16 protein-coding genes are annotated in these 23391 nt (G+C 46.5%); 15 read left to right on the forward strand and 1 reads right to left on the reverse strand.

Annotation, left to right across the window (positions count from 1 at the left end; all coding sequences use genetic code 11):
* The first annotated feature begins 67 nt into the window (after window positions 1-67).
* The 6 genes from thiC to thiH are packed head-to-tail and all read left to right on the forward strand — an operon-like array spanning window position 68 to window position 5784.
* A complete protein-coding gene (gene thiC / locus HGH90_RS19200; protein WP_169191723.1) occupies window positions 68-1924 on the forward strand; it encodes a phosphomethylpyrimidine synthase ThiC in 1857 nt (618 codons plus the stop codon).
* Window positions 1921-2505, forward strand: coding sequence for a thiamine phosphate synthase (locus HGH90_RS19205; protein WP_168764870.1), 585 nt, complete (start codon window positions 1921-1923; stop codon window positions 2503-2505). The genes thiC and HGH90_RS19205 overlap by 4 nt, the downstream gene beginning before the upstream one ends.
* Window positions 2481-3233: a hydroxymethylpyrimidine/phosphomethylpyrimidine kinase gene (locus tag HGH90_RS19210; RefSeq protein ID WP_169191724.1), complete on the forward strand. Its 753-nt coding sequence runs from the start codon at window positions 2481-2483 to the stop codon at window positions 3231-3233. Before HGH90_RS19205 ends, HGH90_RS19210 begins: the two co-directional genes overlap by 25 nt.
* A complete protein-coding gene (locus tag HGH90_RS19215; RefSeq protein ID WP_169191725.1) occupies window positions 3230-3868 on the forward strand; it encodes a thiamine phosphate synthase in 639 nt (212 codons plus the stop codon). Before HGH90_RS19210 ends, HGH90_RS19215 begins: the two co-directional genes overlap by 4 nt.
* Entirely contained in the window at window positions 3850-4623 is a 774-nt protein-coding gene (locus tag HGH90_RS19220) for a thiazole synthase (protein ID WP_169191726.1), read from the forward strand. The genes HGH90_RS19215 and HGH90_RS19220 overlap by 19 nt, the downstream gene beginning before the upstream one ends.
* A gap of 30 nt (window positions 4624-4653) precedes the next feature.
* Window positions 4654-5784, forward strand: a complete 1131-nt coding sequence (gene thiH / locus HGH90_RS19225) for a 2-iminoacetate synthase ThiH (protein ID WP_168764874.1) — start codon at window positions 4654-4656, stop codon at window positions 5782-5784.
* Between the two features lie 403 nt (window positions 5785-6187).
* Here the strand turns inward: thiH and HGH90_RS19230 are convergent, their stop codons facing one another.
* Complete coding sequence (locus HGH90_RS19230; RefSeq protein WP_168764875.1) at window positions 6188-6646, reverse strand: PA2169 family four-helix-bundle protein; 459 nt, start codon at window positions 6644-6646, stop codon at window positions 6188-6190.
* A 256-nt stretch (window positions 6647-6902) separates the two neighbouring features.
* Between HGH90_RS19230 and HGH90_RS19235 the strand changes: the two genes are divergently transcribed.
* The 9 genes from HGH90_RS19235 (at window position 6903) to HGH90_RS19275 (ending at window position 23323) form a co-directional block, all read left to right on the forward strand.
* Entirely contained in the window at window positions 6903-7055 is a 153-nt protein-coding gene (locus HGH90_RS19235) for a lmo0937 family membrane protein (protein ID WP_168764876.1), read from the forward strand.
* A gap of 273 nt (window positions 7056-7328) precedes the next feature.
* Complete coding sequence (locus tag HGH90_RS19240; RefSeq protein WP_168764877.1) at window positions 7329-7775, forward strand: copper resistance protein NlpE; 447 nt, start codon at window positions 7329-7331, stop codon at window positions 7773-7775.
* Between the two features lie 115 nt (window positions 7776-7890).
* A complete protein-coding gene (locus tag HGH90_RS19245; RefSeq protein ID WP_169191727.1) occupies window positions 7891-9489 on the forward strand; it encodes a DUF6377 domain-containing protein in 1599 nt (532 codons plus the stop codon).
* Between the two features lie 372 nt (window positions 9490-9861).
* On the forward strand, window positions 9862-12813 hold the full coding sequence (locus tag HGH90_RS19250) for a SusC/RagA family TonB-linked outer membrane protein (protein ID WP_169191728.1): 2952 nt from the start codon (window positions 9862-9864) through the stop codon (window positions 12811-12813).
* A 23-nt stretch (window positions 12814-12836) separates the two neighbouring features.
* Window positions 12837-14375 (forward strand): RagB/SusD family nutrient uptake outer membrane protein, encoded by a 1539-nt coding sequence (locus HGH90_RS19255; protein ID WP_168764880.1) that lies wholly within the window; start codon window positions 12837-12839, stop codon window positions 14373-14375.
* A gap of 136 nt (window positions 14376-14511) precedes the next feature.
* Entirely contained in the window at window positions 14512-16971 is a 2460-nt protein-coding gene (locus HGH90_RS19260) for a TIM-barrel domain-containing protein (protein WP_168764881.1), read from the forward strand.
* A gap of 692 nt (window positions 16972-17663) precedes the next feature.
* Complete coding sequence (locus HGH90_RS19265; protein WP_168764882.1) at window positions 17664-20924, forward strand: SusC/RagA family TonB-linked outer membrane protein; 3261 nt, start codon at window positions 17664-17666, stop codon at window positions 20922-20924.
* A gap of 22 nt (window positions 20925-20946) precedes the next feature.
* Window positions 20947-22434 carry a SusD/RagB family nutrient-binding outer membrane lipoprotein gene (locus HGH90_RS19270; protein ID WP_168764883.1) on the forward strand — a complete coding sequence of 496 codons (1488 nt, stop codon included), beginning with the start codon at window positions 20947-20949 and terminating at the stop codon, window positions 22432-22434.
* A gap of 82 nt (window positions 22435-22516) precedes the next feature.
* A complete protein-coding gene (locus tag HGH90_RS19275) occupies window positions 22517-23323 on the forward strand; it encodes a hypothetical protein (protein WP_168764884.1) in 807 nt (268 codons plus the stop codon).
* Window positions 23324-23391 lie beyond the last annotated feature (68 nt).

A 23391-nucleotide genomic window follows, 5' to 3' on the forward strand; every position in this document is an offset into this window, starting at 1 on the left:
TTCGTATATCCTTTTCCGTAGTAGCAACTTCGGAATGGGCATTGCTATCTCTAAAAATATACCGATCATGCAAAATAAGCCTGCGGCTTTGAGCCGCACTCCTTTCCCTGCGTCAGAAAAAATTTATGTCGATGGTCAGCTACACCCTATAAAAGTAGCTATGCGTAAAATAACGTTAACGGATACACGTATTCACGGAAAGACTGCTACAGCGGTTCCCAACGCGCCCGTTATTGTATATGATACCAGTGGCGCCTTTTCAGACCCGGCCATTGACATTGATGTGAGTACCGGTATTCCCCGTATCCGCGAACAGTGGATCACCCAACGGAACGACGTGGAACAACTACCAGAATACAACAGCCCCTTTGTACGGAGCCTGATGAAGGAAGGTGGTAAAATGCCGCTCATGAGCCATACCCACCGCCCGCTGCGCGCCAAAGCCGGCCACAATGTAAGCCAGTTATACTATGCGCAACAGGGCATTATTACCCCGGAAATGGAATATATCGCCATCCGGGAAAATCAATGCGCTGATAAATTATACGAAGAAAATAACGCACTCTGGCAACAACATCCCGGCCACAGCTTTGGCGCCAACACCCCTGTTAAATACATTACACCGGAATTCGTACGCCAGGAAATAGCTGCCGGCAGAGCCATTATTCCTTCCAATATCAATCACCCCGAAAGTGAGCCCATGATTATTGGACGCAACTTCCTGGTAAAAATAAATGCCAATATCGGCAACTCTGCCGTGAGCTCCAGCATTGAAGAAGAAGTCGAAAAATCCGTATGGGCCTGCAGATGGGGTGCCGACACCATCATGGACCTCAGCACCGGAAAAAATATTCACGAAACCCGTGAGTGGATTATCCGCAATTCTCCTGTGCCTATCGGCACCGTGCCCATTTACCAGGCGCTGGAAAAGGTAAATGGGAAAGCGGAAGCCCTTACCTGGGAAATTTTCCGCGATACGTTAATAGAACAGGCTGAGCAAGGCGTTGACTATTTCACCATCCACGCAGGCGTATTATTAAGATATATACCGTTAACGGCCAAACGAACCACGGGAATTGTATCCCGTGGAGGCTCCATCATGGCCAAATGGTGCCTGGCGCACCACCAGGAAAACTTCCTGTATACCCACTTTGAAGAAATATGCGAGATCATGAAAGCCTATGATGTAGCATTTTCCCTGGGAGATGGACTACGCCCCGGCAGCATCGCCGATGCAAATGATGCGGCGCAGTTTGCCGAACTTGAAACCCTGGGCGAACTCACCAAAATAGCCTGGAAACACCAAGTACAGGTGATGATTGAAGGACCCGGTCATGTGCCCATGCACCTCATCAAAGCCAATATGGACAAGCAACTGCAACATTGCCATGAAGCGCCTTTTTATACGCTGGGCCCCCTCACCACCGATATTGCTCCTGGATATGATCATATTACTTCGGGCATAGGCGCCGCTATGATTGGCTGGTTTGGTACAGCCATGCTCTGTTACGTCACACCTAAAGAACACCTGGGATTACCCAATAAAGAAGATGTGCGGCAGGGAGTTATTACCTATAAAATCGCCGCGCATGCGGCCGACCTGGCCAAAGGCCATCCCGGCGCGCAACACAGGGATAATGCCCTCAGCAAAGCCCGTTTCGAATTCCGCTGGGAAGACCAATTTAATTTATCGCTCGATCCTGAAACAGCCAGGGCTTATCATGATGAAACGCTTCCTGCCGAAGGCGCTAAAATAGCGCACTTCTGCTCTATGTGCGGACCCAACTTCTGCTCCATGAAGATTACCCAGGAAGTAAGAGATTTCGCCGCCAGGGAGGGGGTTGAAGAAACAGCAGCGATAACAGCCGGTATGCAGGAAAAAGCCGCCGCGTTTGCTGCACAGGGAGGAGAAATTTACTTATGATTTGGGTGATCACCTCTCCTGATGCTGTACCGGGCGAAGGTATCATAATCGGCGAACTACTACAGGCCGGTGTTTCGCGGGTATTGATCCGAAAGCCGGGATGGACCATGGAGCAATACATTGGCTTGTTGGCACATATCGACCCGGTATTCTATCCCCGCATTCTGATCCGTGATCATGCTTTACTGGCAGGTATCTACGGCCTCGCTGGCGTTCACTGGAGCGGAATGCGGGCCACCATCAATAAAAATACGATGGTAACCACCAGGGAGAATAGCATCGGTATCCACACGGTAAATGAAATAACGTCGACGGACATACGTTACAATACACTGTTACTTAGCCCGGTATTCGACAGCATTTCCAAACCGGGCTATACCGGCCGGCACCAGGCGATTCCTGTCAATAACAGCAGAACAGTATTAGCGTTGGGAGGTGTGGATCATACCAATATACATTTATTAAAACAATGGCATTTTTCCGGTGCAGCCCTGCTGGGAAGCATCTGGAGAACGCCGGAAAAGGCAGTGGAGCATTACTCCCGCATTCAGCAATTATGGAACAAGAGCGACCTTATGTGATGAGTATTGCCGGCCTGGATCCCAGCGGGGGCGCAGGTTTACTGGCAGACATCAAAACATTTGAACAACACAGGGTATACGGATTGGGGGCCTGTACTGCCATTACCGTACAAACCGCCGAACAATTTGTATCGGTAGAATGGCTGCCTGTTTCGCAGGTGCTGGCGCAGGCCAGGCCATTGCTGGCATTGCATCAGCCCAGCTACTGCAAAATTGGTATCGTGGCAGATATCCAGTCGATGCAGGAACTGGTCCGGCAGGTAAAACTATTGGTTCCCGGCATCCGCATCATACTGGACCCGGTACTGAAAGCCTCTGCCGGCCATTCTTTCCATAGTAGTATACAACAACAAGCCTGGTTGGAGCTGTTATCAGACATCTTTCTGCTGACTCCCAACTACGATGAAGCATTGTTATTATCCGGGCTTAACGATGGGGAAGCAGCCGCCAGAACCCTGGCAGAACGCTGTACCATATTGCTGAAAGGAGGCCATCATAAAGACAAGCCCGGGTATGATATGCTATACACAGGCGATGTGATACATACCTTTCCTCCGGTGCTGACATCGGTATATCCCAAACATGGCTCCGGGTGCGTACTATCGGCCGCTATCACCGCCGGGCTAGCCAATGGATTACCGCTATCAGAAGCATGCTATAACGGAAAAGTATATACGGAAAAATTATTAGCCAGTCATTCATCACTAACAGGATATCATTACATATGATCAGCTACTTACATTACATATCACAAACACCACATATCGACCATATCAAGGCGGCATGTGATGCCGGCTGCAAATGGATACAGCTGCGTATTAAAAATGAATCGCCCGCAACTGTTTTGCCGGTAGCCGAAGCAGCGAAAGTCATCTGCGATCGCTACCAGGCCCGGCTGATTATTAACGACTATCCCCAGATTGCCATTGCAGTAGACGCCGCCGGCGTACATGTAGGCAAGCTGGATATGTCTGTGGCTGCGGCACGGGATATTGCAGGGCCTGAGCTCATTATCGGCGGCACAGCTAATACGTTGGAAGACATCCTGCAACACGTACAGGATGGCGCCAGCTACGTAGGAGTGGGGCCATTCCGGTTTACCACCACCAAACAAAATCTCAGTCCCATACTGGGGCTGCAAGGCTATCAGTCCATTATGCAGCAGCTGAGAGAAAGAAATATATCCATTCCCGTTATTGCCATCGGAGGTATTCTGTCAGAAGATATCCCCGCCCTGCTGGAAACGGGTATACATGGAATAGCGGTAAGCGGACTGATTTCCGCTGCCATGGATAAACGCGCGGTAGTACATCATATTCAGGCACAACTAAATCAAACAGCCACATGGAACCATTCCTCTTAGCCGACAAATCGTTCAGTTCCCGGCTATTTACCGGCACCGGGAAGTTTTCTTCACCCAAAGTTATGGAAAGTGCCTTGCTGGCGTCCGGCAGCGAACTGATAACCGTAGCTATGAAGCGGGTAGACATGGATAATAAATCTGATGACATGCTGCAGCATCTCGCCCATGCCAGGCTCAATTTGCTTCCCAACACCTCGGGCGTACGTACTGCCAGGGAGGCGGTATATGCCGCCCAACTGGCCCGGGAAGCCATGGAAACCAACTGGATAAAACTAGAAATACATCCAGATCCCCGTTACCTGATGCCCGATCCGGTGGAAACACTGCAAGCGGCTGCGGAGCTGGTAAAGCTGGGGTTTGTAGTATTGCCTTACGTGCATGCCGACCCGGTGCTCTGCAAGCGCCTAGAAGCAGTGGGAACAGCCGCCGTCATGCCCTTGGGCGCGCCTATTGGCAGCAACAAGGGACTGAAAACATTCGACTTCCTGGAAATTATTATTGCACAAAGCAATGTACCCGTTATTGTAGATGCCGGCATCGGTAGCCCTTCACATGCAGCCCAGGCGATGGAGATGGGTGCCAGCGCCGTATTGGTCAATACGGCCATTGCAGTGGCCCGTAACCCGGTGCAAATGGCGATGGCTTTCAAGGCCGCAGTAGAAGCGGGGCGCATGGCCTATGAAGCCGGACTGGCAGGCAGTAGTCAGCATGCAGTGGCTTCCAGCCCGTTGATTGCCTTCCTGGATGAGGCCTGACCTATTTCATCATCTCTTTAACGCTATATCATGTTTAAAAGCATATTTGATCAGTATGATTGGGAGGAAGTGAAAGCCAGTATCTATGCTAAAACATCCCGGGATGTGGAGCAGGCGCTTCATCACCAACGCCGTACCCTCGATGATTTTGCGGCGCTTATTTCTCCGGCAGCAGCACCTTACCTTGGCCAGATGGCGGCCATCAGCCATGCCCTTACCCGGCAGCGATTTGGCAATACGATGCAGCTATATATTCCCATGTACCTGTCTAACGAATGCCAGAACATTTGCACCTATTGCGGGTTTAGCCTGGATAACAAAATCAGGCGGAAAACCCTTTCTTCCGCGGAAATATTAATGGAAACAGCAGCTATCAAAGAAATGGGCTTTGAACATGTGTTGCTGGTAACCGGTGAAGCCAGCCAGTTGGTAGGAGTCGATTATTTCAAAAAGGTGCTGCACTTACTCCGTCCGCATTTCGCCAACATTTCCATGGAGGTACAACCCCTCGATGAAGCCGATTACCGGGAATTATCGGCGCAGGGCTTACATACTGTGCTGGTATACCAGGAAACTTATCACCAGGAAGATTATAAAAAACATCATCCGAAAGGGCGTAAGTCTAATTTTGACTACCGCCTCGAAACACCTGACCGGCTCGGGAAAGCGGGCATACACAAAATGGGCCTGGGCGTGTTAATAGGACTGGAAGACTGGCGGACCGATAGTTTCTATACCGCATTACACTTGAGCTACCTGGAAAAGCAGTACTGGCAAACCAAATACAGCATTTCTTTTCCCCGGCTGCGGCCATTTTCCGGTGGTTTAACGCCCAAGGTTGAGATGAGCAACCGGGAGCTGGTACAACTGATTTGCGCCTACCGGCTATTTAACCAGGAGGTAGAGTTGAGCTTATCAACCCGGGAAGATGAAGTGTTTCGGGATCATATTGTTCCCCTGGGGATTACGTCCATGAGCGCCGCGTCTAAAACTAATCCCGGTGGCTATACAGTTGATCCGCAGTCACTGGAACAGTTTGAAATTTCGGATGATCGCAGTGCAGCGGCTATAGCGGCTATGCTGAAGCAGCAAGGGTATGAGGCAGTATGGAAAGATTGGGATCCTGCATTTTCAGGGGAAATAAAAAAGGTGGCTGGTTAGACCACCTGACTAGTTATTGTTGTTTTTCATGGGGGAGGTTAAAATGTATTACAAGGAGTACTTCTCTCAATCACGCTAAAGTTAGTGTAGCCTGGAGAAACTAAAAAGGGCGAAAGCAAACTGAATAAAATGAACAGCCGGGAACCAAGTGAACAAACCGGGCCTTTATTCTTCATATTTACCCGTTTTTTACTGTTTTTGAAGGCGGTGGCGAGCATTAAAAAGGGCTGCTTCTGATAAGGAGAAGCAGCCCTGTACCGAAAATCCCGTAGTTGCCATATTACTTATTAATATAAGTATGATTGGAATCTCATGAATTCAAATGTAATATGGCTAAGGTGAACAACCACTTTCTGCCATGAGATGAACAAAAAGAACAAGGGTATACCGAATGCACAAAATGCTACTGACTCACTACATCCCGGTAGCTTTTAATTGTATCATGTGCTTCTTTTAATCGTGCCCGCTGATTGCCAAGTACTTCCCTGATATGGTAAGACATAGGCACGTCGATGCTCAATGCATCAGCATAGGCACGCTGCACAGCGTCTTCTCCATATTCACAGGCAGAAAAAAGCGAGTACCGGTCGGTGCCAGTTAAGGTGGTTTTAATAGCCATCCAGGTGCGGTAAATCTTACCACCGAGCGTTGTATCTTGGTTGCCAGTATCGGCTCCCAGCTCCAATAACTGATGGTTTAGCTCTCCCACATACTTAATACTATCATTTATCATATGCTGAAACAACGCTTTCACATCAGCATTATCAGTAGCTGCCTTTGCCTTCTTATATCCTTCTATCCTGTCATTATTGATTTTCACAAGATCGTTTAATAGGGTCACCAATTTATCTTCCTGTAACATGATCAAAAATTTGTGGTTAAAAAATAAGTCCCTGCATTACCGTTACAGGTTTTCAAAAATCCATCCATAATAGTAAAGCCTTTTGCAGGAACTATTTTCAGCCGGAGAAGGGCTAAATTCCGGTCCTTTTTTTTCTCGTATGGTGGAGAAGCTTCCACAAAAATCATCACTGCCGGCCTATACAAGGCTGTGAACAGGCAAGTTAAGGTGTTGGCATAAATTTTTTAGTATAATTCCTGAATCAAATCCTTACGACATGAACAGCCTTCTTTATGTAATAGCAATCATACTCATTATAGGATGGATACTGGGATTCTTTGTATACTCAGCCGGATCACTCATTCACGCGTTGCTTGTGCTGGCTATTATTGCCATACTCGTCAATATCATCAGGGGTAGAGCCGTGTAAATACCAACCCATCTCTTTCAACGCCCGGGTTAACGATGGTTAACCCGGGCGTTTTGTGACTGACTCCCTGACTACTCCCACTTAACCCGCCTTTTTTATTCCTCTCTTACCGGTAAACCGGCAAAGCTTGTTACCAAATCGTTGTTATCCAGATTTTTCCGTCCGGGGAAATATATTGATAACATGGAAGGCGTAACTTCCCGCCTGTGTTTGAAATAGTGCCCTGAAAAACAATAATCATCCATAGTTGTTAACAACAAAAAACCTGCTTATATGAAATACCTCCCGCTATTGTTCGTATTTGCCGTATTGGCTGGTTGTCAGCATACCGGCACCAAAGCCAGCCAGGGGGAACATTCGGCGACGGAATCCAGCGACGCCGATACCGCCACCTGGGTAACCTATACCGGTACCATCCCCTGTGCAGACTGCAATGGTATTATGATGGAACTGTCGCTTCACCGACAGCCCGAGCTACGGTTTACTTTAAAGGAGACCTACCAGGGTAAGAGCCAAACCTTTCCCAGTGAAGGAAATTACAGTATTCAACATGGCACAACTGCCGATCCCGGCGCTACAGTTATTCTGCTCAATCCTGATAAGGACAAAAACCTGCAACGTTATTTTCAGCAGGTAGACAAAAATGAACTAAAAATGCTGGACGGGGATATGAGGGAAATTGCAGGTAATAATAATTATACCCTGAAAAAGGTTTTATAATAATTCCTGATATAATACAAAGAGCCGGTTTAAAATAAACCGGCTCTTTGTATTATATCAAAAAAGTCGCTTAAATTTAGCGGTGACCTGTGATTTTTTATCATTTTATCATGCTATGAATCGAATTCTGGGCTACCTGGTTTTATGCTTGCTATGTACGATTTATGCCTATGGCGTTGCTCCCACAGATAGCTTGCTCCGGGAGCTGAACAAAGCTATGGAGCAATCAGCCTCCTATGATGCGGTAAAGCTTAGGAATATTGACAGCATTAAACGTAGATTGCCGGCAGCCAGCGATCCGGCCAGTCAATACCAAATCTGCCTGCAATTATATAATGCCTATAAGGTCTTTAACTTTGATTCGGCCTTTGCTTACGCCCAAAGGCTACAACAGCTGGCCACCCAGCTGCATGACCCGGTACGTACTACAGAGGCGAAAATCAAATTAGGGTATGTATTGCTGTCGTCTGGCATGTTTACTGAAACCGCTGCCTTTGTAAACGGTATTGATGCCACAGGTGCGCCTGATAGTATTAAAATAGAGTTTTACCTGATGAAGAGTCGCCTGTACTTCGACCTGGCAGACTACAACCAGGATAAATACTATACCCCTACTTATATTAAACAGGCCAGTACATATATAGATTCCGCCCTCCAGCTGATTCCGCCCGGCTCTTTTGAGTACCGGTACAACAAAGGCCTGCAGTTGTTCAAGATGGGAAACATTCCAGGAGCGCTGGCCATTTATCCTAACCTGGACCAGCCAGGAGTGAGTGACCGGCAGCTGGCCATTTCGGCCTGTACGTTGGGCGCCATTTATGAAGCCTCACACCATACAGATACGGCTATCATCCTCATGATGCGATCCGCTATAGCGGACATCCGGTCGTCGACCAAAGAAACAATGGCCAGTTACAGCCTGGCCACCTTATTGTTTGAAAAGGGCGATGTAAAAAACGCCTCCCATTGTATCGAACGGGCTATTGGCGAAGCTGTATTTTATGGCGCCCGCCAGCGAAAGGTAATGGTAAGTAGTATTTTACCCATTATCGAGCATGAAAGGATCATAACCGCTGAAGAAAGAACCAAATCATTACTGATTTATGCCACCATTGTTACTTTACTACTGGTGGCAGTAGTGATCCTGGCGGTCACTGTTTTTCGGCAGGTACAGAAACTCAAATCAGCCCAGCGTATTATTACTGCTGCCCACCTGAAACAAACTGAAATCAATAATCAATTATTGGAAGCCAATAAAATAAAAGAAGAATATGTGGGTTATTGCTTTAATATCAATGCAACCTATATTGGAAAGATAGAAAAGCTAAAACAAACCCTGGAGCTAAAAATTGCCGACAACAAGCCCGGTGAGTTAAAGTTTCTCGTTAATAACATTAATATCCGCCAGGAGCGGGAAGAGCTTTTTACCAATTTTGACCGGGTATTCCTGAAAATATTCCCTCATTTCGTAGCGGCGTTTAACCAGCTGTTTGATAAAGAAAACCAGGTAGTCCTTAAAGAAAATGAATTACTGAATACCGATCTCCGGATCTTTGCACTGATCCGTATCGGGATTACAGATAATGAGAAAATAGCCCGGATACTCGAATATTCTGTCAATACGATTTACGCCTATAAAACCAAAATTAAGAAGCGGTCTTTAGTGCCCAGTGAAGACTTTGAAAACCAAATTATGAACATTAAAGCATTGTAAAAAGTCCTTTTTTTGCTCTCAATTCATTTATATTAATATAATTTATATATAATATTAACTATCTGATTATCAATACACATAAATAGCTAATATTGGATTATTCGCCTTTATTTTCTATATTTTGATTGTAAAAGTTGTTGCCCTGCTGATTGAGTTTTTACTTTGATTCATCAGTAGAAAAGAAGAAAGCCAAAAATCTAACTTGACGTTTAAAACCATTTAAAGAAAACTAAGTTTCCAGAAAAACAAAAACATCCACGTTGACAAAACTGCCGGGAGCATCCCTGCGAGCAACGCGTTATTCCGTTCACTTAACGAAACATATTTAATCCACGTAGCAGCACAACCAAAACTGCTTAAAAAATCCACTTTATGCTTAAAACAAGATTCATCAAACATCTTTTTCTGGGTATGCTATTGTTTGCCATACATGGCATCGTAGCTGCACAGAACAAGACCGTTACCGGGAAAATTACGGATAAGAACGGCACCGCCATCCCTGGTGCCTCCGTTCAGATCAAAGGAACTAAAAGTGGTACCACTGCAGATGCGGAAGGTACTTTTAAGGTATCTGTTGCCCCCGGAGCCACCGCATTGATAATCAGCTTCATCGGGTATACTCCGCAGGAAGTGAGCATTGCTGGTAAAACAAATGTAAGCGTACAATTATCCCAGGAAAACACTACCCTGACCGATGTGGTAGTAGTGGGATATGGTACCTCCCGCAAAAAGGATTTAACAGGCGCCATTGCCCAGGTAAAGGCAGCCGACTTCAATAAAGGTATTACCAGCGCCCCCGACCAACTGATCCAGGGTAAGGTATCGGGTTTAATGATTCTCAATAACAACGGAGCACCCGGTGCCTCCGCCACCGTAAGAATCAGAGGTGTATCTTCTGTACGTACCGGCAACCAGCCGCTGTACGTGGTAGATGGCGTTCCCCTGGACGGCCGTGTAGCCCGTCCTTCTCTCAACCTTACAGGTCTGGGACAAACACCGGATGCCAACCCGCTGAACTTTATTAACAACAACGATATCGCTACCATGGAGGTACTGAAAGATGCCTCCGCTACCGCCATCTATGGCTCCCGCGGTTCTAACGGGGTGATTATCATCAACACTAAAAAAGGTTCGGCAGGCCCTGCAACGGTAGATGTCAACTACTCCGTAGGCATGAGCAACATCATGAAAAAGTTGAATGTATTAAATGCAGATGAATACCGTGCCGCCTTAAAAGAATACAAGCTTACCGGCGATGGAGGCTCCAGCTCTGATGGACTCGGCTCCATTCTCAGAACTGGCGTTACTCACAACATCGGCGTATCGATGAGCGGCGGCAACGAAACCAGCCGGTACCGCGCTTCCTTCGGTATGATGGACCAACAGGGTATTGTGAAGAAAACCGGCCTGAAAAAATACACTGCCTCCCTTAGCGGCCAGAGTAAATTCCTGGAAAGCAAACAGCTGGGTATCGACTACAATATCATGGCAGCACAAACCTCCGAACAACTGGCGCCTATTTCCAACAACGCCGGCTTTACCGGTAGCCTCATTGGCCAGGCTTTACAATGGAATCCCACTGTATCCCTGACCAATCCCGACGGTTCTCTCAACATCCTTGCTAAAAACCAGGCCATCAACCCTATGAATATGTCCCAGGGATATAATGATAAAGCGAATATCAGCTATGTCCTCGCCAGCATTTCTCCTTACTTTAAATTCAACGATAACTGGGAATATCGCATGATGTATAGCGTGAATCACCAGGTAGGACAACGCAGGGCGTCTCTCGACTCCTCTATCAACATCGACCAGGTGATGGGCGTAGGTATCGCGGCATATAATACCGCTGAACTCAATACCCAGTTATTCAATAATACCCTGAGCTATAACAAGCAACTGTCTGGCAACTGGAACCTTAGCGCCATGGTAGGGTATGAATACCAGAAATTCGCTTATTCCGGCGTAGGCATCGGCGCCAAGGGCTTTCCTACCAATGCCGTTGACTATACCGACATCTTCCAGACACCCACCCAGGTAAATACTAACATCAGCTCTTTCCGGAATCCGAGCTCAGAACTACAGTCCTTCTTCGGCAGGGTAACCGTAAATGCCAAAGACAAATACATCCTTACGGCTACCATGAGGGCAGACGGTTCCAGTAAATTCGGCGCCAACAATCGCTATGGTTATTTTCCTTCTTTTGCCGCCAAATGGAATATTTCCAATGAAGATTTCATGAGAGGCAATACCTTCTTTAATAACCTGGGACTAAGAGCAGGCTACGGTGTTACCGGTAACCAGGAATTCCCTGCGGGAGCAGCACAAGCCCAATATGGCCTTGCTTCCGGCGGTAAAGCCAGCCTGATCAATGTACCTAACCCCGACCTGAAATGGGAAAGCTCCAAACAACTCAACGTAGGAGTGGACTTCGCTATCCTGAAAAACAGGTTAAGTGGTACCCTCGACTACTTCCTGAAAAATACCACCAACCTGTTATTCAGCTTCCCTGCCATTCAACCAGCCCCAGCTTCCAACTACTGGATCAACTTACCTGGTAAGGTAATGAACACCGGGGTGGAACTGTCGCTCAGAGGCGAAATCATACAAACCAAAAACTGGAGATGGAGCATGGGCGTAAATGGTACCTGGCTGAAAAACGAAATGTCGGGCTATTCCGGACCGACGGTGAATACTGGCTCTATCGACGGACAAGGGGTATCCGGTGCCACGTCCCAACGTCTGGCCAATGGCTACCCGTTGAACACCTTCTACCTGCTTAAATTTGAAGGCTTCGATGACAAGGGTATGAGTATATATGCCGACAATGGCCTTACCCGCTACTATATGACCAACCCAAATCCTAAAGTGCTGCTGGGTATCAATACAGAAGTCAACTACAAAAAATGGACCCTGTCTGCCAGCTCCCATGGCGCTTTCGGATTCCAGGTGTATAACAACACCGCCAACACCGTATTACCTATCGGTAACCTCGGCTCCAGGAATATCGCGAAATCGCTGGTGGGTAACGGAGAAGCACAAACGAACTCTCCGGCCGTTTCTTCCCGCTACCTGGAAAACGGTAACTTCCTGAAACTGGACAACCTCACCCTCATCTACAACCTGGGCGCTGTAGGTAAAGTATTTAAAGGCGCTGCTGTATCGCTTACCGGTCAAAACCTGTTCGTGATCACCAAGTATACCGGCTTTGATCCGGAGGTAAATACCGACAAAAATGTAAATGGCGTAAGCTCCTTTGGTATCGAGTACGCTCCATACCCAACTGCCCGGACCTTTATGCTGGGTGTACAGTTTACTTTATAATCTACCGCTAAAAATTGACCACAATGACGACTCAACATATACTTAAAACCGCTATGGTAATAGCCTGCAGCCTGGGATTCACCGCCTGCAGCCTGAAAGAAGACCTGGGCAGTAACCTGAATAAATCTCAGGCCGACTCCCTCATTAAAGCACCTCAACTGCTGGGAACGGCTTATGACAATCTTCAGAATGCCTACCAGGACTTTTCACAGACATGGGGGATGAGTGAAATCAGTACCGATGAAGCGCTTGGCCCCACCCGCGGCGGCGACTGGGACGATAACGGCGTATGGCGTGCCCTGCATCAACATCAGTGGACCCCCGATCACGCTCATGTACAGAATACCTTCAATGCCCTGCTGTTGGAACAATTCAGCGCTACCAACGTACTCAACTTTCGCCCTACGCCGAGACAAGAGGCTGAAGCCCGCTTCCTGCGCGCCTTCTCCATGTTTTCGGTAATTGACCTGTACGGCCAGGTGCCCTTCCGTAATCCGGGAGATAACCTGCTGGAAGCGCCTAAAGTGTATAAAGCCGCTGAAGGCATCGACTTCATCATCTCCGAACTGAACGCCATCATGGCTAACCTGCCCGATAGAGCCACTGCCGGACAAGCCTATGTAGCCAATAAAGATGCCGCAAGGTTCCTGCTGATGAAAATATACCTGAACAAAGGCGCCTTCCTCAACAGGGCCGCACCCACCTTCGATGCCGCCGATATGCAGAAAGTAATATCCCTGGCAGACGAGCTGAAAGCCAGCGGCTATATTATTCAACCTAACTACTTCGATAATTTCGCCAAGGATAACGATGTAAAATCCCAGGAAAACATTTTCACACAGCAAAATGGTCCTGGTATCAGTAATATCCGCAATGGCAACAACGTATACTGCCGTTGGATGTGCACCCTGCACTATAGCCAGAATCCGAGTGGCTGGAATGGTTTTACCACCCTGTCTGATTTCTATGATACGTTTGAAGCAGTGGATACCCGCAGAGGCGGCAGTTATCCCGGCGTAACCAACGTTTCCGGTCTGAAAGTAGGCTTCCTTATCGGACAGCAATACGATCAAAACGGTAATAAGATCCTTGACAGAAGCAAACGCCCGCTCATCTTCACCCGGGAAGTGGAACTCAGGGCTACCGGCGACCAGGTGGAAATGGCCGGTATCAGGGTAGTAAAATACCCACCGGATATGGGCTCCAATGGTAGCGAAGCATCCAACGATTTCGTATTCTTCCGTTATGCCGACGCTGTGCTGATGAAGGCCGAAGCATTACTGAGAACCAATAATGCTGCTGCAGCATTGCTGCTCGTAAATGACCTTCGCGTTAAACGCGGCGCAACGCCTTTGACCACACTGGATCTCAACCAGATGTTGGCTGAAAGAGGACGTGAATTGTACTGGGAAGGCTGGAGAAGGCAAGACCTGATCCGCTTTGGCAAATTCCTCAACGCATGGCAATTGAAACCAGCCAGCGATCCTAAGTACTTGCTGTTCCCGATTCCTACCAGCGATCTTGCTGTCAATAAAAACCTGGTACAAAATCCAGGTTACTAATCATATGCTTTAAACGGGTGCGGGCAATGCCATGCCTGCACCTGTTTAATCTCCCACTACCCGCTATCTCATTACCACAGCGCATTACGTAAATTATGCGCCAGGGGAAGTTTTGCGTGGAAAATTAATCGCTCATATGTATATAAAAGCTCTGTTAAGGTGTTCCGGGTGGATACTCCTGCTTTCCTGCCTGTCGGCCCAGGCACAAAACCAGGTAAAGAAGATTGGTAAAGTAAATACTGTCCATATCTCAGGTCAGCAAATCGCTATAAGCGCAGAAAATGCCTATGCCGAAATTACGGTATACAGTCCGGCGATTATCCGGGTAAGAATGGACCAGCGGCCATTGACTACCGACTTTTCGTATGCGGTAGTTGCCAAGCCGGCGACCACCCATATACAGACCACTCAAAACAACGATGCTGTTAATATTATCACCGACTCGCTCCAACTGCGGATCGATAAAAATCCTTTTGCACTTCATTTTCTGACACCTTCCGGGGAAGTGATTAACGAAGATGAAGCAGGCCTTACTACCTCCTGGATTGGTGACGAAGTAACCACTTATAAAAAAATGCAGGAAGGCGAACGGTTTATTGGCCTGGGAGAAAAAACAGGTAATCTGGATCGTAAAGGTGAAGGCTATACGAACTGGAATTCTGACAAATTCGGCTATGCCACCAACCAGGATCCAATTTATGCCACCATTCCATTCTACATCGGCATTCACCATCATCTTAATTACGGCATTTTCTTCGATAATACTTTTCAAAGCGACTTCAACTTCGGCGCCAGCAACAATCGCTTCTCATCTTTTGGCGCCAGGAATGGGGAGATGAACTACTATTTCATCTATCACCCACAGATGGCCGATATTATTACTTCTTATACAAGCCTTACCGGCCGTATGCCCATGCCTCCTCTCTGGAGCCTGGGCTACCAGCAAAACCGCTACAGCTACTATCCGGATACTGAAGTACTGCGCATTGCGCAAACGCTCCGGGAGAAAAAGATTCCTGCAGACGGCATTACCCTCGACATCCATTACATGGATGCCTATAAACTCTTTACCTGGAACAAATCCCGTTTTCCCAATCCTGCTCAACTTACCAAACAGCTGGATAATATGGGCTTTAAGCTCACGGTTATCGTAGATCCGGGTATTAAAGTAGAAGATGGATATGCCGCTTATGAAAACGGAAAAAAGGAAAACATCTTCATAAAATACAGTGATGGCCAAAACTATACCGGCCAGGTATGGCCCGGCTGGTGCCACTTTCCAGACTTCACCACATCCAAGGGACGCGACTGGTGGAAAGGCCAATTAAAACCATATATCCACGACGGTGTGCGGGGCATTTGGAATGATATGAACGAAATAGCCACCTGGGGACAGAAAATGCCTAACAATGTGGTCTTCGGATATGAGGGGCATCCGGTTACTCATCAACAGGCACATAATATTTACGGGTTGCAAATGGTACGCGCCAGTTACGAAGGTACGCGGGAGGAATTGAAGAAACGTCCTTTTCTTTTAACCAGGGCAGCCTATTCGGGCTCTCAGCGTTATAGTGCTATCTGGACGGGCGACAACCGGGCTGAAGAAGATCATATGCTGCTGGGCATTCGACTGCTGAATAGTTTGGGAGTAAGCGGCATGGCCTTTTCCGGGATGGATATAGGCGGCTTCACCGGCAATCCTACCGTTAGTTTATATGCCCGCTGGATGCAGATAGGCGCCTTTATTCCTTACTTCCGCAATCATACCGGTGTTAATACCAAATCTTCCGAGCCCTGGGCTTATGGAGAAGAAGTACTGGAAATTACCCGCAACTACGTGAATCTGCGCTACGAGTTGCTACCTTATCTGTATAGCTCCATGTATGAAGCTACCCGCACAGGTATGCCTGTGATGCGTACGCTGGCACTCACCAACACCTTCGATGCGAATGTGTATGACGCGCGCTACCAGAACCAATATGGCTATGGTCCCGCCTTTATGATTGCTCCTTTTGAGAGCACCAAAGAATTTGGACAAATTTACTTTCCTGAAGGAAAATGGTATAACCTTTACACCGATGCGGTGGTCAACGGGCACCAGGAAGTCATTACGCCGTTGAACATAAAGACGCTGCCGGTGTATGTAAAAGAAAGCAGCATTATTCCGATGCAATCGCTGATACAGTCGACAGCTGAGAAGCCCACAGATACCTTATTCCTGCATATTTACAAGGGCAATAAATCCAACACCTTTGTTTATTATGAAGATGATGGCGAAAGCTTTGACAACGAAAAAGGTGTCTTTTATCAACGTACGATTACTTATTCACCGGCAGATAAAAAAATAGTGCTGGACAAAGTCAATGGAACCTATCCCTCCAAATTCCATCATATCCAGCTATTACTCCACGGTTTTGATGAGCAAAAAAGTATATCCGTTAATGGTAGTCCCCTGGCATTGCAGGCGAATGGATACGCTTTCCTATCACCTATTTCACGCTTTGATCCACAGGGATTTTTTAACCCTGCAGAGCGTTGTTCCGTGCTACAGGCCACTTTTGAGAATGGTAATCAGCTCATTAACGTGGATTTGTAATAAAAAGAACGGCTCCCCTGGATTTTCCGGGGGGTCTTCTTTATATCTGGTATATGAAGCAGGTAAAAACTGGATGGCTTTATTAAAATAATATAGGGATGATGCAACCCCGGCAACAAATGTGTTAACATCGTTAACGTTTAATTCATTATAAGTTAACATGAATATTAACAAAGCATTCACGCCATGCTATAGCTTTGTTATATCATGTATGCGCGTTTTACCATACTTATTACGCTACTTTTTATTAGGGTATTCTTTTCCCCGATATGGTATAGTTATAACGTACAGCATCTGCAACACCCCGAAAGAGCCTTTGAACAGGTACGTTTACATAAGAGAAGATCCAGCGCTACCGATGACGCGGTACTCCATGAAAGCATTGTTTGTGAATCGTCTTCCGAAGTTCAACGAAATTTAGCTGGCTTACTACGCATCATAAAGAGATGGTTATCGCTCACAGATGTTGTGACCATCATTCCCAGCTATCACTATACCTATTATTTATCTCCTCTTTTTATAAGGCATTGCGTGCTTCGCATTTGATTTCTTGCTGACATCGGGTTCCACAGCGCATATTATGGCGCTATATATTCCTTTTGTATGACTGTTTATTCATGCCGCAAACGATATCATTCGTTATGCGCAGGCAGTTTATTGTCTCAGCAATTTGTTTCAATCAAATCAGAATTATGCGAAAGCTTTCCTCTTTGCTATTTATATTATCTCTATTCCTGGTGTCGCTGTTAAATACAGGTATCACACAGGCACAAACTGCCGGGCTTATCTCCGGAAAAGTAGTAGATGCAGAAGATCAATCACCTATTATAGGTGCGGTAATTACCGTAAAAAATTCCGCTAAAGGAGCTGTAACTGATGCAGAAGGTAACTTCAAAATCAATGCCCCAGCCAATAGCACGCTAAATATTAGCTTCATAGGATATAAGTCGTCTAGTATAATTATCGGTACGCAGCTTACCTTAACTATCCCATTACAGAAAGACAATAAAGCGTTGAATGAAGTGGTGGTCACTGCGCTGGGTATCAACAAACAGTCCAAAGCTTTGGGATATGCCGTGCAAACCGTTAACACCAAACAACTTACACAAGCGCCAGACCCCAACCTGATTAATAACCTGGGTGGCAAAGTAGCCGGCGTGGTAATTACTAATGGTGGCGCCGGCGTAGGATCAACCTCCCGTATTGTGATCCGGGGAGAAAACTCGTTCAACGGCTCTAATCAGCCACTGTTTGTGGTAGATGGTGTTCCTATCAACAATGAAACTTTCTTCAACAACGCCATCGAAAATTCTTCGAACCAGGGCACCTGGGCAGAAGTAGACTGGGGAAACGGGGCTGCAGAAATCAACCCAAATAACATTGCTAAAATAACTGTGCTTAAAGGTTCTACCGCCGCCGCCCTCTATGGTTCTCGCGCTGCTAACGGCGCGGTAGTCCTTACTACAGAAAAAGGCAATACAGAAAAAGGCAAAATGGGTGTTACTTTCAATACCACCACTACTTTCGAATCGCCTTTAAAATTGCCTCGCCTGCAAAATGAATATGGCGCCGGCGTAAATGCTTATCCGCTGTCCGGTACACCTAATACGTATTCTTTTGTAAACGGGGCAGGAGCCAGCGAAAACAATATTCCCAACTGGGGTCTCAAATTCGATCCTTCTGTAAAAGTAGTTCAATTCGACAGCCCGGCAGGAGATGGCTACCTGGCCGGTGATTTAGTGGCGAGAGGTATTAATCCAGGTCTCACCGTAACACCCACTCCCTGGGTAGGACATGCTGATCACTTTAAACAATTTCTCCAAACAGGCTTAACTACACAAAATAGCATCGGTTTCGGTGGTACTACCGATAAAGGAAGTTACCATTTTGCAGTTGACCAGTTATACAACAAAGGTATCCTTCCCGGCACCGACCTGAAACGTTATGGTATTGCACTCCGTGCCGACCACCACTTTACCGACAAGCTCAGCACAGATTTCTTTATCAATTATATTAACAGTGGAAGTAGTAACCGTCCTAATATCGGTTATGGCTCAGAAAGCGTGATGTATACCTTCTTCGGGGTGTATGGTATGCCGATAAACATTGATATTAATTCATTGAAGAAAGAGTGGCAAACCGGCAGAGATCAGCAAAACCAGTTTCGCTACTGGAATAACCACGACAATCCTTACGTAACACTCAACGACAATACCAACAGCTTCACCAAAAACAGGGTATTGGGTAATGCCTCTCTGAAATACGCCGTAAACGACCAGTGGACTGTGATGCTAAGAACAGGCTCCGATTTCTATGCAGACAATAGGGAAGGACACAGAGCCTTCACCAGCGTTCGTTTTCCGACCGGTGGTTTCAGAACAGATAATGTCAACTACTTCGAGAATAACACCGACTTCCTGGTAAGTTATCATAAAAAACCCAGTCATTTATTCAACGTCAATGCGTCGCTGGGTGGCAACCGCTTCATGCAGAATATCACTTACACCAGGAATATTGCCAATGCGCTGATTACTCCCGGCTTGTATAACTTCTCCAACGCCCAAAACCAGTTACCCACACTGTATCAAAAGTTTGACAAAGTGGTATACAGTTTATATGCGTTCGCCGATTTCGATTACAAAAACCTGGTCTTCTTAAACGTAACTGGCCGCAATGACCGATCCAGCACTTTACCTGCCGGCAATAACTCCTATTTCTATCCCTCAGCATCATTGAGCGCTATCATTTCAGATATGGTGCATCTACCGCAGGCCATATCCTTCCTGAAGGTGAGGGCTTCCGCCGCCCAGGTAGGCCGCGACGCAGATCCTTATTCTATCAACAACACGTTTATTACCAACACGCCATTTAATGGTACGCCATTAACTACCGGCAATAACGTGTTGGCCAATAACAGCCTGAAACCTTCTTCTACCACTACTACCGAAGCTGGTATCGAAGTGCGGTTCTTGAAAAACAGGGTAGGCCTCGATGCCACCATCTACCAGTCAAATACCAAAGACGAGGTGGTGCAATTGCCCATCGCAGTATCTTCTGGTTATACCAATGCTTATGTAAATGGCGGAAAGATCAACAACAAAGGGGTAGAGATCATGCTGACAGGTACACCATTCCGCTCCCATGCTGCCAACGGTTTCAACTGGGATATGAGCTTCAATTTCAGTCACAACATAGGAAAGGTAGTATCCCTCCCGGATGGTATCAACACCTATGTATATGCACAGGTTACCCAATACGACCGCTACTACAGGGCAATACAGTATGATGCCAAGGTAGGGCAACGTCTGGGTAATATGTATGGCAATGCCTTTGTGAGAGACCCACAGGGTAATATCGTTTATAAAAATGGCGTACCACAATTTACAAGCACCCAAAATTCCTTGCTGGGCAACTATAACCCTGACTTCGTGTTGGCCTGGTCAAATGAATTGAGCTATAAAAACTTCACCATGAGCTTCCTGTGGGATTGGCACCAGGGTGGTAAGTTCTTTTCCTATACTGAATTAGGCGTATTAGCAGGCGGCATGTCGGTAGAAACATTGCCTGGCAGGGAAACCGGTATCGTCGGTCAGGGTGTGATGATGGATGCTGCCTCCGGTAAATATGTACCTAACACAGTAAAAGTAGATGCCGCTACCTATTACAATGGATATTACAATGCTTCCAACAACGAAGCCTTCATGTACGACGCTTCTTATCTCAAACTAAGAGAGCTGCGTATTGGCTATACCTTCAAAAACATCTTTGGCAAACTGTCTAACAGCAAGCTGAATGTTTCCCTGATAGGTAGAAATATCCTCGAATTTACCAAGAATAAGGACGTTGATCCGGAGACCCTGGCGCTGCGTGGACAGCAAATCCTGCCTGGAACAGAATTCCTGAGCATTCCATCTACCAAAAGTATGGGATTCTCTCTTGGTCTTAATTTTTAATGTAAATACCTAACTCTTCATCATGAAAAAGAACAGCTATTTCCTGGCTATCATTATAATAAGCATTACACTGGGCGCTTGTTCCAAAGAACTGAAACAGGTGAATACCAATCCTAATGCGTTAGAGAAGCCAGATGCCACCACCTTATTATCCAATACAATTGTTACAGAGTTTTACAGCAATGCCAACATTGTATGGACCCTGGGTAATGGATATAATCAGTATATGACCTTTAGCCAGTCTTACTACGACCAGCCTACCCGTTATTCGCCCGTAACCAACGAGCCATACTGGATTCCTATGTATGAAGCAGCCCGTGATGCCAATACTTTATACACATTGGCGCAGGCGAAAAACAATCCGCTATTGCAAGCGGCCGCCCTTACGCTGCGGTCCTATGCTTTTGCCCAGTTAACAGAGTTATGGGGAGATATTCCCTTTCTTCAGGCACTGAAAGGAAATACAGGTGTGTATACGCCGTCATATGACTCCCAGCAAACCGTTTACATGGACGCCGGACAAGGTATTATTCCCAGCCTGAGAAGAGCCGACAGCCTGTTAAAAGCTAACCCTTCCGGACTGATAGAAGGCGATGTATTATACAGTTCTAACACCGGCTCCTGGCGGTCATTTATCAATGCTTTGCGCTTACGTTACCTGTTAAGAGTGGCTGGCAAAGCAAGTGTTGCTGCTGAAATGCAAAGTATTGTGAATGATGCAGCATTGATGCAGAGCTCCTCCCAGAGTGGCACATTGGCTTTACCCACAGTAACACCCTATAATTTTGTGAGCCTGACCGAACGTTCCGGTGACTTTGCCGTTAAATACATGAATAGCACCCTGTACAATCAACTGCAGGCCACCCAGGACACTGCCCGTATCACGGCGTATTTCACTACCAACGCAACAGCTCCTGCCGGAACCCCATTCAATTTCAATAATTATGGAGGCATGCCTATGGTGGTAGATGCCACGGAAGCGCAGAGCAAGCAGGCGTCTAACTTCAATCCCAGCTTCACCAAGGGCACCAACCCCGCTTTAATTAAAGCAAGGCTGATTACTTATGCAGAACAGGAGTTTATCCTGGCAGAAGCTGCCCTGAAAGGATATATCAACGGCGGCAACGCCATTGCGCTGGCGCATTACAACAACGGCGTAATAGGCGCATTCGCAGAAATTGGAATCAATGCCGCTACGGCTACCAGCTACCTGGCGCACACCGGGGTGCCACTCGACAACTCCTCTCAAAGCAGCGCTATGCAGCAAATTATTACACAAAAATGGCTGGCCAATATCAACAATGGCTTTGAAGGATGGATTGAGTTCCGCCGTACAGGCTATCCCGCCTTCCAAACAGGCGATGCTGCCAATATGAACAACGGTATGATTCCCACCCGCTTCCTCTACCCAACATCTGAACAAACGATCAACAGTAAAAATTATGCTGCGGAAGTACAGCAAATGGGAGGAAAAGAAATCACCACCTATAAAGCCTGGTGGGAAAAATAAATAACCTTGTCTTTTACCGAAAGCGCCGGTATACAATATACCGGCGCTTTCTACCCCTCAGCGGCATGTAAATGATACTACAATGAATTATACACAACCCGAAATAAATGAGCTCTTTCTAAAATTCTATAGCGTTGACAAATATGAAGAAAGGCTTAAGTTCTACGATAACCACTTTAACATCTTACCGTTTACACTCCCCGATTTCGAAACAAACCTGTTTACCTTTTTTTCAGAAGACTACCTGCAGCAATTTGAAAACCTCTTGCGCATAGAGCGAAAGAATAGTGAATCATTACAAAAGACTTTCTTTTTCGAAAGAGAGCATTACACCTTCAGTATCAAACCAGGTCCTGCACACTATGCTACTTTCAATAACTATATCATCTCCCGGTTTCTTCAGGCCGATACTCAGTTGAAGCAAAAAATACAGCAGGAACTGGCACTGATCGGCGAAAGCAAAACACCTGTCAAAACAATGCTGGCTTCCGTGAATGAAATGCTCGTTATACTGAAAAGAAAGGTATCCTGTGATAACAGGAGACGCCTAAACACCCAGTTTGCATTGGTATTCCTGAAAGGGCTTACTGACTTTAGCGCTCATGGCATGCCCGTTATTGCTCCTAAAAGGAAAAAAATAATAGAGTTGTACCTGTATGCACAGGGGATTATGTATGGGGAGTATATACAGCTATTAAAAAAGAATGTACCTGGCCAGGAGGAGGCTAATATACCATTTGATAAAATATCGCTATTGAAAGAGCTCGGAGTAATCGAGGCAATCCGGAGGAAGTATCCGTTTTTAAATAAAGCGGATATGGATAAGAAGATAGAGGAGATTATTTACTTGGTGACAGGGGAGAGGATGGCGATTACAGCCATACGCTAACCGTTAGTGAAGCATTGTCCAGCACTCACATAGAGCACTGGACAATATTGCGGCGGAGGCTTAATGGT

This window comes from Chitinophaga sp. Ak27 (assembly GCF_012726295.1).
GTDB lineage: Bacteria > Bacteroidota > Bacteroidia > Chitinophagales > Chitinophagaceae > Chitinophaga.